General features: G+C 75.2%; 10 protein-coding genes and 2 pseudogenes. 7 read left to right on the top strand and 5 right to left on the bottom strand.

Features of this window, described 5'->3' with window-relative positions; all coding sequences use genetic code 11:
- Nucleotides 1–28 precede the first annotated feature (28 nt).
- From A0J59_RS10120 to A0J59_RS10110, 3 genes are all read right to left on the bottom strand, one after another.
- Nucleotides 29–1,225 (bottom strand): alkaline phosphatase family protein, encoded by a 1,197-nt coding sequence (locus A0J59_RS10120; RefSeq protein ID WP_064316026.1) that lies wholly within the window; start codon nucleotides 1,223–1,225, stop codon nucleotides 29–31.
- Complete coding sequence (locus A0J59_RS10115; RefSeq protein WP_047234333.1) at nucleotides 1,222–1,815, bottom strand: DUF5998 family protein; 594 nt, start codon at nucleotides 1,813–1,815, stop codon at nucleotides 1,222–1,224. Before A0J59_RS10115 ends, A0J59_RS10120 begins: the two co-directional genes overlap by 4 nt.
- A 71-nt stretch (nucleotides 1,816–1,886) precedes the next feature.
- Nucleotides 1,887–4,691: a GNAT family N-acetyltransferase gene (locus A0J59_RS10110; protein ID WP_064316025.1), complete on the bottom strand. Its 2,805-nt coding sequence runs from the start codon at nucleotides 4,689–4,691 to the stop codon at nucleotides 1,887–1,889.
- Between the two features lie 214 nt (nucleotides 4,692–4,905).
- Here A0J59_RS10110 and A0J59_RS10105 point away from each other — a divergent pair, with 214 nt between their 5' ends.
- From A0J59_RS10105 to A0J59_RS10080, 7 genes and pseudogenes are all read left to right on the top strand, one after another.
- Nucleotides 4,906–7,356, top strand: coding sequence for a DNA topoisomerase (ATP-hydrolyzing) subunit A (locus tag A0J59_RS10105; RefSeq protein ID WP_064316024.1), 2,451 nt, complete (start codon nucleotides 4,906–4,908; stop codon nucleotides 7,354–7,356).
- 97 nt (nucleotides 7,357–7,453) lie between these two features.
- Entirely contained in the window at nucleotides 7,454–8,797 is a 1,344-nt protein-coding gene (locus tag A0J59_RS10100) for a PP2C family protein-serine/threonine phosphatase (RefSeq protein WP_064316023.1), read from the top strand.
- 113 nt (nucleotides 8,798–8,910) lie between these two features.
- A pseudogene (locus tag A0J59_RS22635) lies at nucleotides 8,911–9,315 on the top strand (alcohol dehydrogenase catalytic domain-containing protein); the annotation flags it as partial.
- An 87-nt stretch (nucleotides 9,316–9,402) separates the two neighbouring features.
- Nucleotides 9,403–9,993: pseudogene (locus tag A0J59_RS22630) on the top strand (zinc-binding dehydrogenase); the annotation flags it as partial.
- Nucleotides 9,994–10,019: 26 nt separating this feature from the next.
- Entirely contained in the window at nucleotides 10,020–10,427 is a 408-nt protein-coding gene (locus tag A0J59_RS10090) for a cupin domain-containing protein (RefSeq protein ID WP_064316022.1), read from the top strand.
- A gap of 82 nt (nucleotides 10,428–10,509) precedes the next feature.
- Nucleotides 10,510–11,388, top strand: coding sequence for a helix-turn-helix transcriptional regulator (locus tag A0J59_RS10085; protein ID WP_064316096.1), 879 nt, complete (start codon nucleotides 10,510–10,512; stop codon nucleotides 11,386–11,388).
- 9 nt (nucleotides 11,389–11,397) lie between these two features.
- Nucleotides 11,398–11,967: a DapH/DapD/GlmU-related protein gene (locus A0J59_RS10080; protein ID WP_047234327.1), complete on the top strand. Its 570-nt coding sequence runs from the start codon at nucleotides 11,398–11,400 to the stop codon at nucleotides 11,965–11,967.
- A 3-nt stretch (nucleotides 11,968–11,970) separates the two neighbouring features.
- Here the strand turns inward: A0J59_RS10080 and A0J59_RS10075 are convergent, their stop codons facing one another.
- Nucleotides 11,971–12,297: a hypothetical protein gene (locus A0J59_RS10075; protein ID WP_064316021.1), complete on the bottom strand. Its 327-nt coding sequence runs from the start codon at nucleotides 12,295–12,297 to the stop codon at nucleotides 11,971–11,973.
- Nucleotides 12,282–12,989, bottom strand: a complete 708-nt coding sequence (locus A0J59_RS10070) for a lysoplasmalogenase (RefSeq protein WP_064316020.1) — start codon at nucleotides 12,987–12,989, stop codon at nucleotides 12,282–12,284. The genes A0J59_RS10075 and A0J59_RS10070 overlap by 16 nt, the downstream gene beginning before the upstream one ends.
- Between the last annotated feature and the right edge of the window lie 75 nt (nucleotides 12,990–13,064).

Genomic DNA, 13,064 nt, shown 5'->3' with positions numbered 1-13,064 from the left:
GTGGGGTGACGCCCGGCGTCGCGGGTCGTCAGGTCCCGGCGACGAGCAGCGGCACGCGCATCTCCCGCTCGGTGAGCGAGCCGTGCACGCCGACGAGGGCGAGCGACGCGGGCGTCTGGGTGCGGGAGTCGACGACGGTCGCCCGCCCGCGCAGCGAGACGATCACGTCGCCGGCGGCAGCGACCGCCTCCGGGCGCGGGTCGGGCCCGAGCAGTCCGCGCGCGAGCACCTCCTCGCGCTCCAGGACGAGCGCGTCGTCGCCCAGGACGTCGCGCCAGCGCGCCGCGACGGCGGTCGTCTCCCCCGGCTCCGTGTAGACGTGCACCGCGCGCGGCTCTCCGCCGACGAGCGCGACGCCCCGTGCGAGCACCGCGTCCGTGGCGACGTCGCGGCGCAGCGCCGGGTCGACGTCGACCATGCCGTGGTCCGCGGTGACGAGCACGAGCGTGCCCCGCGGGACCGACCGGGCGAGCCGGGCGAGCTCGCGGTCGAGCGCCTCGAGCTCGTCGCCCCACTGCCAGGACGTGCTGCCGTGGTGGTGGCCCGCCTTGTCCACCTCGCCCCAGTACAGGTAGACGAGGCCCGGCCGGGACAGGGCCCGCACCGCGGCGTCGACGCGCGCCCCGAGGCCCTCCGCCGCCGCGTACGACCCGCCGCGCAGGGCGGCGACCGTCATGCCGGACCCGGCGAACCGCGCCGGTCCGGTCGAGGTCACGGCGACGTCCGCCGCGGCGAGCCGCTCGAGCACCGGGGTCTCGCGCTGGAGCTCCGCCGGGGCCGGCGCGCCCTCCCACGACACCATGTTGGCGAGCCCACCCGTCGTGGGGTTGCGCTGCGTGTAACCGAGCATGCCCGTGCGCCCCGGCGCCGTGCCGGTGCCGAACGCGCCGATCGCGGCGGCCGTCGTGCTGGGGAAGGTCGAGGTGAGCGCCCGCGCGTCGGGCAGGAGGGAGCGCAGGAACGGCGCGTGCCCGGCGCGCTCCGCGAGGTTGACGTGCCCCAGCCCGTCGACGAGGACGACGCACACGCGCTCGGCGCGCGGCAGGTCGAGGGCTGCGCGCGCCGCCTCGCTCCCGATGCCCGTGGCGGTCGTGAACCGGACGCCGAGCGCGCCGGCGGCCCCCGGGAGCACGGCGGCGAGGCCGCCGAGCCCGAGGTCGGGCGCGAGGAGGCCCGCCGGGAGCGCCGGGGTGGCAGGGGCCTCGTCCGTGCGTGCCTCGCTCACCGGGCGCTGTGCCTCGCGGTGGCGCGCGAGAGGGCGCGCGCGAAGTCGACCGCGGCACGCACGGCGTCACGACCCTCCGCCTCGGCGCTCACGCGGACGACGACGTCGTCCGGCGTGATCTGCCCCGTGAGCCCGTGGTCGGCGTCGCAGCTCGGGTCCGCGCAGCCCGCGGGCTCGAGGTCGACGCGCGAGACCGCGCCCCAGCCGAGGGCGAGCGTCACCTCGAGCGGCGCGGTGCCCGCGCGGTGCTCGTGCGGCTCGGCCACGACGTGCGTGAGCGAGACGGACCGGACCTCGGCCAGCGGCACCGACTCGGTCGTGGCGGCCGCGGACGCGGAGGGGTTCTCGCTGTCGGCGGGGTGGTCGTCGACGTGCGCCGTGACGAGCCGCGTGGGCGTCAGCACGAGCACGGTGAGGTGACGCCGTACCTCCGACGCGTCGAACGTCGTCTCCGGGAGCACGAGGTGCGAGACGATCTCCTCCCCCGCGACCGCGAGGTCGAGGACGTCCGCGACGAGCTCCGGGTAGTAGCCGGCGCGGTGGAGCTGGGTCGTCAGGTCGGTCCAGGCGTTCGAGGTTGCTGAGGGCACCCGCGCATTCTCCCATCCGGCGGCCGGGCGCGGCCACCCGCCGTCGCGGCCTGTGGACGCACCGGCGCGCGTCAGCCGGGCAGCGCGCGGCGCAGCGCGTCGGCACGCTGGGCGTCGGCGAGCGTGACGCGCGCGCTGAGGACGGCCGCCTCGTGCTCGGAGACGACCACCGGGTAGAGCTCGAGGCTGCGCACCTCCGGGAGGTCGTCCGCGAGCACGGACACGCGCGCCAGGACGTCCTCGAGCGCGGCGGTGGCCACGACGTGCGTGCCCATGTACCCGAAGAGCCGCGGGGCGGCCCGCACCGAGCGCACCATGGCGGCGACGTCGACGTCGGTGAGCGGCGGCACCCCGTACGCGACGTCGCCCAGGAGGTCGACCGCGTCTCCCGCGAGGCCGAACGACACGACGGGGCCGAAGAGCTGGTCCTCCGTCGAGCGGACCACGCACGCGACGCCCGCGTCGGCCATCGCCTGCACCTCGAACGGCTGGTCGGCCGCGCCCGGCAGCACGGCCGCGAGCGCCTCGCGCATCTGCGCGACGTCGGAGCGCAGCTCCGTCTCGTCCGCGATGTCGAGGCGCACGCCGCCGAGGTCCGCGCGGTGGCGCAGCCCTGCCGCCGTGCTCTTGAGCGCCACGGGCCAGCCGACGTCGCGCGCCGCCTCGACCGCCTCGTCGGCGGTGCGGACCCGGCGTGCGGGCCACAGGCGCACGCCGTAGCACGCGAGCAGGTCGGCGGTCGTCGCGGGGTCGAGGTCGACGGCGTCCCGGCCCGCCAGCGCGCCCTCGACGAGGGCGCGGGCGCGGCTCGCGTCGACGCCCGCGGGGCGCACCGGCGTCCCGTGGTCCGCCTCGCGCCAGCGGGCGTAGCGCACGACGGCGCCGAGCGCGGCGACCGCGTCCTCGGGGGTGGAGTAGGCGGGGACCCGCAGGAGGGCGTCGGACGCCCCGCCGTCGGGCGCGTCCGGGGCCGGGGCCGAGAGCTCGTCGGTGAGGCCGTGGAGCCCCAGCATGCTCGCGACGGTCGTCCGGCCCGTGCGGGCCGCCGCGAGCGCCACGGCGCGGGAGACGTCCTCGCGGCGCGGGTGCACCACGGGGACCTGGACCACCACGACGACGTCGCACGCGTCGGGCGCGTAGAGCGCGTCGACCGTGGCGGCGAGCTCGGCCGTCGACGCGTCCTCGGGCAGGAAGTCCGACCGCGCGACGACGAGACCGGCCGACGACGACGCCTCCGCGACGAGCGCGGCGAGCGACGCCGAGCTGGCGAGGATGCCGACGCGGCGCCCGCGCGGGAGCGGCTGGTGCGCGAGGAGCTGGGCGATGTCGATCATGTGGTGCGTGTTCTCGGCCCGGATCACGCCCGACTGGCGCAGCATCTCCTCGAGCGTGCGCCGCGGCGCGCGGGTCGAGCGCACGGCGTGACCGGGGGGCACGACCTGGCCGGAGCGCCCGGCCGTGACGACCACGACGGGCTTGACCGACGCGAGCCGCCGCGCGATGCGCGAGAACTTGCGCGGGTTGCCGATCGACTCGAGGTACAGGCAGACCACCTGCGTCGCGGCGTCGTCCTGCCAGTACTGCATGAGGTCGTTGCCCGACACGTCCGCACGGTGGCCCGCGGAGAGGAACGACGACACGCCCAGCCCGCGCCGCGCCGTCGTCGCGAGCAGCGTCACGGCCATGGGCGCCGACTGGCTGAACAGGCCCACGACGCCGGGCAGCGGCAGGTCCTCGGCGAGCGTCGCCGCGAGCGCGGGCCGCTCGCGGGTCTCGCCCGTGCGCAGCAGGCCGTAGCTCGCGGGCCCGACGACGCGCAGGCCCGCCGTGTGCGCGACGCGCAGGAGCTCGCGCTGGAGCGCGAGCCCGTCCGGCCCGGTCTCGGCGAACCCGGCGGAGAGGACGACGACGCCGCGCACCTCGAGGCGCGCGAGCTGGCGGACCGCGTCGATGGCGGCGGGGGGCGGCAGGGCGACGACCGCGAGGTCCACGGGGCCGGGGACCTCGGCGAGGTTCGCGTGCGCGCCGGGTGCCGCCCCGCCGTCGGGCTCGTCCCCGCCGGCGCCCACGACGTGGACGGTCACGTCCGGGCTGCGCACGAGCGCCGCCAGGGCGCGGTGCGCGAGGACGCGGTCGAGGGGTGCGCCGGCGTGGTCCGGCCCGTCGCCGGGCGGCACGCCGGGTCCCACGAGCACGACGCTCGTCGCGCCGAGCAGCCCCTGCATGCTCCGCGCCTCCGCGCGGTGCTCGCGGTCGGCCATGACGGCCCTCGACCGTTCCGTGGGGTCGAGGTCGACGCTCACCTGGACGAACCCGTCGTCCATCTGCTGGCGCACGTCGTACCCGGCCTCGCGGAAGACGGCGAGCATCTTGCCGTTCTGGGGCAGGACCTCGGCGGTGAAGCGCCGCACGCCGCGCTCGCGCGCCGCCGCGGCGACGTGCTCGAGCAGCACGGACCCCAGCCCTCTGCCCTGCGCCGAGTCGGCGATGTTGAAGGCGACCTCCGCCTCGCTCGTGCCCGTGCGGTCGAAGCGCGCGACGCCGATGATGTCCTCCTGCGCCTCGCCCGCCCCCGTGTCCGGCGTCCCGACGTCCGCGCCGTCGCGCGGGCGGACCGCGACGAGCGCGACGCGGTCGACGTGGTCCACGCGCGTGAACCGCTCCAGGTCGCGCTCCGAGAGCCGCTCCATGGGGGCGAAGAAGCGCAGGTAGGTCGAGCGCTCGGACTGGCCCACGTGGAACCGTTGCAACGCGTCGGCGTCCTCGGGGCGGATGGGGCGCACGTGCGTCGTCGTCCCGTCGCGCAGGACGACGTCCGCCTCCCACTCCACCGGGTACCGGTCCGGGCCCTGCCCGGCTGCGCCGCCGTCGCTCACGTCCTCAGGCTATGCGGTCCGCAGCGCGGTGCGCCTGCGCCACCCCGGCCCGACCTGGGAGGACAATGGTCCCTGGACAGCATCGCGACCCGGCGTGTCGGACGGTTGGCGTACCCTCGCGTGCGGCACGCAACCGCAGCACGTCACCGCCGGCGCACGCCGGCACAGATCCCGCGCCCTCGCGGCGCACCGAACGGCAGGAGCCCGCAGGCCCATGGCGCGCAAGTCCTCGACCCCCTCGCTCGACCCGGCCGAGGTGAACGAGAAGATCGTCGACGTCGACGTCCAGGCGGAGATGGAGACGTCGTTCCTCGAGTACGCCTACTCCGTCATCTACTCCCGCGCCCTGCCCGACGCGCGCGACGGCCTCAAGCCCGTGCAGCGCCGCATCCTCTACATGATGGCCGACATGGGGCTGCGCCCCGACCGCGCCCACGTGAAGTCGGCGCGCGTCGTCGGCGAGGTCATGGGGAAGCTGCACCCGCACGGCGACGCGGCGATCTACGACGCGCTCGTGCGCCTCTCGCAGGACTTCTCGCTGCGGCTCCCGCTCGTCGACGGGCACGGCAACTTCGGCACGCTCGACGACGGCCCCGCCGCCTCCCGGTACACCGAGGCGCGCCTCGCTCCCCCGTCGCTCGCGATGACGGCCGGGCTCGACGAGGACGTCGTCGACTTCGTGCCGAACTACGACAACAAGCTCCAGCAGCCGGACGTGCTCCCGGCGGCGATCCCGAACCTCCTGGTCAACGGTGCGTCGGGCATCGCGGTCGGCATGGCCACCAACATGGCGCCGCACAACCTCGTCGAGGTCGTCGCTGCGGCGCGCCACCTCGTCGCGCACCCGGACGCCGACCTCGAGGCGCTCATGCGGTTCGTCCCCGGTCCCGACCTGCCGACGGGCGGCAAGATCGTCGGGCTCGACGGCGTGCGCGACGCCTACCGCACGGGCCGCGGCACGTTCCGCACGCGCGCGACCGCCCGGGTCGAGAACCTCACTCCGCGCCGCAAGGGCATCGTCATCACCGAGCTGCCCTACCTCGTCGGCCCGGAGAAGGTGATCGAGAAGATCGCCGAGGGCGTCAAGACCAAGAAGATCCAGGGCATCACGGCCGCGACCGACCTCACGGACCGCGAGCACGGGCTGCGGATCGTCGTCGAGGTGAAGACGGGCTTCAACCCCGAGGCGGTGCTCGAGCAGCTCTACAAGTTCACGCCGCTCGAGGACTCGTTCGGCATGAACAACGTCGCCCTCGTCGACGGGCAGCCGCGCACGCTCGGCCTGCGCGAGATGCTCACGGTGTGGGTGAACCACCGGATCGACGTGGTCCGTCGACGCTCGGCCTACCGGCTGCGCAAGCGGTCCGAGCGGCTGCACCTCGTGGACGGTCTGCTCATCGCCATCGTCGACATCGACGAGGTGATCCAGGTGATCCGCTCGTCCGACGACACCGCGACCGCCCGCGGACGCCTCCAGACCGTGTTCGACCTGTCCGAGCCGCAGGCGGAGTACATCCTCGAGCTCCAGCTGCGCCGCCTCACCAAGTTCTCCCGCATCGAGCTCGAGAAGGAGCAGGAGACGCTGCGCCGCGAGATCGAGGAGCTCCAGGAGATCCTCGGCAGCGACGCGAGGCTCCGGGCCGTGGTCTCGCGCGAGATGGCGGACGTCGCCAAGACGTACGGCACCCCGCGCCGCACCATCCTCCTGGAGTCCGCGGGTGCCGCACCGACCACGACCGCGGCCGTGCCGCTCGAGGTCGCGGACACGCCCTGCTGGGCGCTCTTCTCCGCGACGGGCCTGCTGGCCCGCACGAGCGACGAGACCGAGCCCGCGCGCACCGGGCCCCGCGCGGCCCACGACGTGCTGCGCGCCGTCGTGCGCACGACGGCGCGCGGCGAGGTCGGCCTCGTGACGAGCCGCGGGCGCATGGTCCGCGTGTCCGTGCTCGACCTGCCCGCGCTGCCGCCGACCGACAGCGCGCCGAGCCTGTCGGGCGGCGTGCCGCTCAGCGAGGTCGTCGGGCTCGAGCCGGGCGAGGAGGCCGTGACGATCGCCTCGCTCGACGCCGACGCTCCCCCGCTCGCGCTCGGCACGGCGCAGGGCGTCGTCAAGCGCGTCATCCCGGGCGACGTGCCGAACAACCGCGACGACTGGGAGGTCATCGGCCTCAAGGACGGCGACACCGTCGTCGGCGCGGCGCCCGCGACCGACGCGGACGAGGTCGTGTTCGTCAGCTCCGACGCGTCGCTCCTGCACTTCGACGCGTCCGCCGTGCGACCGCAGGGACGCGCGGCCGGCGGCATGGCCGGGATCCGGCTCGCGGACGGCCACCGCGTCGCGTTCTTCGGCGTCGTGCCGGCCGACGTGCGCGACCTCGGGGTCGTCGTCACCGTCGCCGGGTCCTCGGGCGCCCTCGCAGGCACCCAGACCGGGGCCGGCAAGGTCACGCCGTACGAGCTCTACCCCGGCAAGGGCCGCGGCACCGGCGGCGTCCGAGCGCAGCGGTTCCTCAAGGGCGAGGACGCGCTGATCCTTGCATGGGTCGGCCAGGGTCCCGCGCGCGCAACGGGCTCGGGCGGCCAGGCCGTCGACCTGCCCGAGGTCGACCAGCGCCGCGACGGGTCGGGCACGCCGCTCGCCTCGCCGGTCACGGCCGTCGGGTAGCCCGCGCCCGGCGGCTGCGGCTAGCGGCCGGGGCCCCGAGCGGCCGTTCGAGGTCGTCCGCCCTTGCGAGTGCCCGCGATGGGCGCAGGCTCGAGGTATGGCTGGGAACCAGGGGGGCGCCGTCCGGACGCCTCGCGACGCGGACGGGGCCACCGGCCCCGTCGACTACCACGCCGTCTTCTCCGTGCTCACCGCGCCCAAGGCGGTGCTCTCTCCCGACCTCACGGTGCTCGACGCCAACGAGTCGCTGCTGCGCACGATCGACCTGCCCGCGAGCGCCGTCGTCGGCCGCCGTTACCTCGACGTGTTCCCCGCCCACGGCCCCGACGGCAGCTCCGTGGAGCGGGTCGTCCGGTCGCTCGAGCGCGTCGCGCGCACGGGCAGGCTCGAGATGATCGGCCCGCACCGGTACGACCTGCGCCGCTCCGACGGCGGGTGGGCCGAGCGCTGGTGGATCACGACCAACCTCCCCGTCCTCGACGCCGGCGGGCGCGTGTCGGCCGTGGTGCACCGCGCGGAGGACGTGACGAGCGTCGTGCTCGCGCGCGGGCTCGCGGCGCCGGAGACCAGCCGCGGCGAGGTGACGGCGTGTCCCGACGAGATGTCGCTCGTCGACCGGGCGCTGCTCCTCGGCTCGTCGGTCGACCGCTACGCGGAGGCGATCACGCGCGAGCGGCGTGCCGCGCTCGCGCTCCAGGACTCGGTCCTCACGCCCCCTCCCGACATCCCGGGCCTGACGATCGACGTGCGCTACCGGCCCGCCGTCCCCGAGGTGCACCTCGGCGGTGACTGGTACGACGCCTTCGCGCACCCGGACGGCGACACGACCGTCGTGGTCGGCGACGTCACCGGTCACGACGTCGCCGCCGCAGCGCACATGGGCCACCTGCGCGGTGTCCTGCGCTCCGTCGCCTTCGCGACCGACGCCGGCCCCGCCGCCGCCCTCGACGCCGCCGAGGCGACCGCCGAGGGGCTCGGGCTCCAGGCCCTGGCGACGGTCGCCGTCGCGCGGATCGGGGCACCCGGACCGGGCGGTCGGCGAGGGCTCTGCTGGGCGAGCGCCGGGCACGTTCCACCCGTCGTGCGGCGTGCCGACGGCACCGCCCACCTGCTCGAGGCGCGCCCCGCGCCGATGCTCGGCATCGGCCTCGGCGGCGGCCGGGCGGAGCACGAGGCCTCGCTCGGCCCGGGCGACGCCCTCGTGCTCTACACCGACGGGCTCGTCGAGCGCCGGGACCGCTCGCTGCGCGACGTGCTCGACGAGCTCCCCGCCCGCGTCGAGGCGCTCGGCGACGTGCCGCCGCACGAGCTGCTCGACGCGCTCCTGGCGGACCTCGTGCCCCACGGCGCGCAGGACGACGTCGCCCTGGTCCTCGTGCACGTCGACGCCGTCGCGGACGGCCGTCCTGACCCCGACGAGGGGCCTCCCGCCGATCTCTGAGCCTGACCGTCCGTCCCCCGGAGCGGTGCCGGCGCATGGGGGCGCGGTGGAGGCAGGTACTGCCAGACCCCTGTTGAAGCGGGACTCCCAGCCGGCTGCCGACCCGGTGTCGAATGGTCACGACCACAGATCCCTCGGCAACGGAGAACTCCTTGAAGGCCACCGTCATCTACGGCGCGGGCGACGTCCGCGTCGAGACCCGCCCCGACCCGACGATCGTCGAGCCGACCGACGCCATCGTGCGCGCGGTCCGCGCGTGCGTCTGCGGCTCCGACCTGCACCCCTACCGCTCCATGGCGCACACCGACCAGGGAGTCCCCATCGGGCACGAGCTCCTCGGCGTCGTCGAGGAGACCGGGGCGGCCGTCACGACGGTCCGCCCGGGCGACCTCGTCATCGCGCCGTTCGCGTGGTCGGACAACACGTGCCCCGTGTGCCGCGACGGGTTCCAGACCGCCTGCCCCCACGGCGGCTTCTACGGCAACCCCGGCGACGTGGGCGGCCAGCAGGCCGAGCTCGCGCGCATCCCGCTCGCCGACGGCAGCCTCGTCGCCGTGCCGGACGTCGACGAGACGAGCCCGCTCCTGCCGTCGCTGCTCACGCTCTCGGACGTGTATCTCACCGGCTACCACGCGGCGCACATGGCGCGCGTGTCCGCGCGGACGACCGTCACCGTGATCGGCGACGGCGCGGTCGGGCTGTCCGCCGTGCTCGCCGCACGGCAGATGGGGGCCGAGCGCATCATCCTCATGGGCCGCCACACGGCACGGACTGACCTGGGGCGCGAGTGGGGCGCGACCGACGTCGTCGCCGAGCGCGGCGCCGAGGGGATCCAGCGGGTCCTGGACCTCACCGGCGGCCTGGGCACCCACGTCGTGCTCGAGGCCGTCGGGCACATGCCCGCCTACGAGCAGTCCTACGGCGTCGTGCGTGCCGGGGGCGTGATCAGCCGGGTCGGCGTCCCGCAGTACGACGACGCGCCGGTCGGCTTCGCGTCGCTGTTCGGCCGCAACATCACGCTCACCGGCGGGCCCGCGCCCGTCCGCGCGTACCTCGAGGACGCGATCCCGCAGGTGCTCCGCGGGGATATCGACCCGGGCCGGGTGTTCGACAAGACCGTCGCGATCGACGACATCGCCGAGGGCTACGCCGCGATGGACCGCCGCGAGTCCCTCAAGACGCTCGTCGCGTTCTGAGCCGTGTCCTGATGGAAGGAGAGACCATGAGCACCGAGAGGCAGCCGACGACGCCGACCGTGAAGGGACCCGCCGCGTGGTTCACCGGCGACGTCTGGTTCAACGCCTACTACGCGGGCACGGAGCCGTCCCGGTCGCGCCTGAACCTCGTGCGCTTCGCCCCCGGGGCGCACACCGCGTGGCACCGGCACGCCGTCGGGCAGACCCTGCACGTCACCGAGGGGTTCGGCTACGTGCAGTCGCGGGGCGAGGAGGTCGCCGAGCTCCGGCCGGGCGACACCGTCTACACGCCTCCGGGCGAGTGGCACTGGCACGGCGCGAGGGGCGACAGCTTCCTGTGCCACCTCGCGCTGTGGGAGGCGCCCGCACCGGGCGCCGACGAGCCGGAGACGACGTGGGGCGACCTCCTCACGCCCGAGGAGTACCCGGGCTGACGTGACCGCGCGGGCGGGCGCGAGACCCTCCCGCCCGCGCGACCCGCCGTCGTCCCGACGTACCGTGAAGGACGTGGAGGCCATGGACAACCGTTCCGAGGTGCGCGAGTTCCTCATGAGCCGCCGAGCCCGGGTGACGCCCGAGCAGGCCGGCATCGAGACGTTCGGCGGCCGCCGCCGGGTCGAGGGCCTGCGGCGCGACGAGGTCGCCCGGCTCGCGGGCGTGAGCGTGGACTACTACACGCGGCTCGAGCGCGGGAACCTGCGGGGCGTGTCCGACGTCGTGCTCGAGTCCGTCGCGCGCGCCCTGCTGCTCGACGCGGCCGAGCGCGAGCACCTGCTCGACCTCGCGCGCACCGCGAACCCCGTCGGCGCCCGCCCGCAGCGCGGCCACGGCGACACGCCGGTGCGCCCCGAGCTGCAGTACCTGCTCGACGCGATCACCACGGCGCCCGCGTTCATCCAGAACAACCGCATGGACCTCGTCGCCGCGAACGCGCTCGGGTACGCGATGTACGCGCCGATGGTCGCGGGCTCCGCGGGCCCGGCCAACTTCTCACGGCACATCTTCCTCGACCCCGGGTCGCACGACTTCTACCCCGACTGGGACCGCGCAGCCTGGACGAACGTCACGATCCTGCGGCGCGAGGCCGGCCGCAGCCCGCACGACCGGCGCCTCCAGGCCCTCGTGGGCGAGCTCTCGACGCGGAGCGAGCGGTTCCGCGAGCTGTGGGCGTCCCACGACGTGCGCCGGCACTACGCCGGGCAGAAGACGTTCCGACACCCCGTCGTCGGGGACCTCGAGCTGCACTACCAGACGCTCGAGCTGCACGGCGACCCCGGGCTCGGCATGACCGTGTACACCGCGACGCCGGGCTCACCGACCGAGGAGTCGCTGCACCTGCTCGCGTCGTGGGCGGCCACCGAGGCCGCGGCCACCACGCAGGCCGGCACCGACTGAGAGGGACCCATGGACCTGGACGACCTGCTGGCCGAGCTCGACGCCGGCCGGACGATCCCCGGCGGCTCGCCGCTGCACGCCGTCATGCACCGCACGAGCCAGGAGGCGCTGCGCATCGCCGGCGAGCTCAACGGCGTCTACCGCTCACCGGAGCGCGTCCGCGAGCTGCTCGCAGAGCTGACGGGTAGGCCCGTGCACGAGTCCGTGACCCTCTTCCCGCCCTTCACGGCCGACTTCGGCAAGAACCTCACCCTCGGCCGGGACGTCTTCATCAACTCCGGCTGCCGGTTCCAGGACCAGGGCGGCATCGTCGTCGGTGACGGCTGCCTCATCGGTCACAACGCCGTCCTCACGACGCTCGACCACGACCTCGACCCCGCCCGACGCGCCGACCTGCACCCCGCGCGCGTCGTCCTCGGCCGCAACGTGTGGCTCGGCGCGAACGTGACCGTCCTCCCGGGCGTCACCGTCGGTGACGACGCCGTCGTCGGGGCCGGCTCCGTCGTCACCCGGGACGTCCCCGCCCGCACCGTCGTCGTCGGCACGCCCGCGCGCGTCGTCCGCTCGCTCGACGCCTGAGGGTCAGTCGCCCTCGAACCGCAGCTCCCACCCAGGTTCCCCACGACACCGTTCGGCGAGCGCGACGACCTTGTCGATGACGACGGCTTCGGACCGATCCGATCTGGACCGCAGGACGTGCAACTCGTCGAGGAGCTGCTCCATCTCTGAGCCGCTGAGGACGACGTCACCGTAGGGGTCGACGCGCGCGAGCATCGGCAACCCGCTGGCGGGAAGGAGGCGGGCCAGCACGTCGCCGTCGTCGAGCAGCACGGCGATCGACGTCGTCGAACGACGTCGCGGGCTCGTCCCCTCCTGGACGATCCGCGCAAGCGTCACGTCGACGCCCACGCGGCGCCGCCCTTCTCCTCGACGGGCACCGCTGCGGCGCGCTCCCGCCGGAGCACGCCGAGGACGAGGAGCACCTGCCCGACGACGTAGGTGAGCATCACCCAGAAGCCGTGGGCGGGCAGGCCGTACCAGGGCGCGAACGCGTTCAGAGCGATGAGCGCGTCGGACACGAGGAACACCGCGCCGCCGACGGCCGCGAGGCGGTCGACGCCCGTCGCCGTCACGGCCATCAGGACGAGGCACGCGCCGTAGACGACCACCGGGACGAGCAGCGACCCGGCTCCGGGCGCGCACGCGACGACGAGAGCGACGAAGGCCAGCAGGTACGGGGCGAGCGCGAGCGGGCGGCGTAGCACGGAGCCCGCGCGGTAGGGCCAGAACGCGAGCGTGTACGTCACCTGGGCGCACAGGAAGAACCCCACCATGACGAGGAACGCGGCGTCGCCGTCGGCGAGGTCGGGGGCGGTGTCGCCCATCCAGGAGAAGACGAGCGCGACGAGCGTGAGACGGACCAGCCGCGAGCGCCGGGCCTGTCCGTCGCCGTCGCGTCGTCGCGACGCGAGCCACAGGCAGACCGCGAGGACGGGCATGAGGAACCACTGCGACGTGTCGGCGAGCGCCGAGGCGTCCGCGAGCTGCGCGGCGAGGTGGACGAGGGTGAGCAGGGCGAGCGCGCCCCACGCGACGATCATGGGCGAGGGAACTCCTTCGGTCGTTCACCGGCGTCCTTGCCGGCGGTGGCCGATCCTAACGCCCGGGAACCACCG

This window comes from Cellulosimicrobium sp. I38E (assembly GCF_001647255.1).
GTDB lineage: Bacteria > Actinomycetota > Actinomycetes > Actinomycetales > Cellulomonadaceae > Cellulosimicrobium > Cellulosimicrobium cellulans_E.
Note: the sequence above shows the minus strand (reverse complement) of the source record. Positions and strands in the feature narration are given on the sequence as shown.

Excerpts from the sequence above, each read along its gene's own strand:
- A0J59_RS10105 (WP_064316024.1), top strand. The coding sequence starts at position 4,906 with ATGGCGCGCAAGTCCTCGACCCCCTCGCTCGACCCGGCCGAGGTGAAC.
- A0J59_RS10100 (WP_064316023.1), top strand. The coding sequence starts at position 7,454 with ATGGCTGGGAACCAGGGGGGCGCCGTCCGGACGCCTCGCGACGCGGAC.
- A0J59_RS10090 (WP_064316022.1), top strand. The coding sequence starts at position 10,020 with ATGAGCACCGAGAGGCAGCCGACGACGCCGACCGTGAAGGGACCCGCC.
- A0J59_RS10085 (WP_064316096.1), top strand. The coding sequence starts at position 10,510 with ATGGACAACCGTTCCGAGGTGCGCGAGTTCCTCATGAGCCGCCGAGCC.
- A0J59_RS10080 (WP_047234327.1), top strand. The coding sequence starts at position 11,398 with ATGGACCTGGACGACCTGCTGGCCGAGCTCGACGCCGGCCGGACGATC.
- A0J59_RS10070 (WP_064316020.1), bottom strand. The coding sequence starts at position 12,989 with ATGATCGTCGCGTGGGGCGCGCTCGCCCTGCTCACCCTCGTCCACCTC.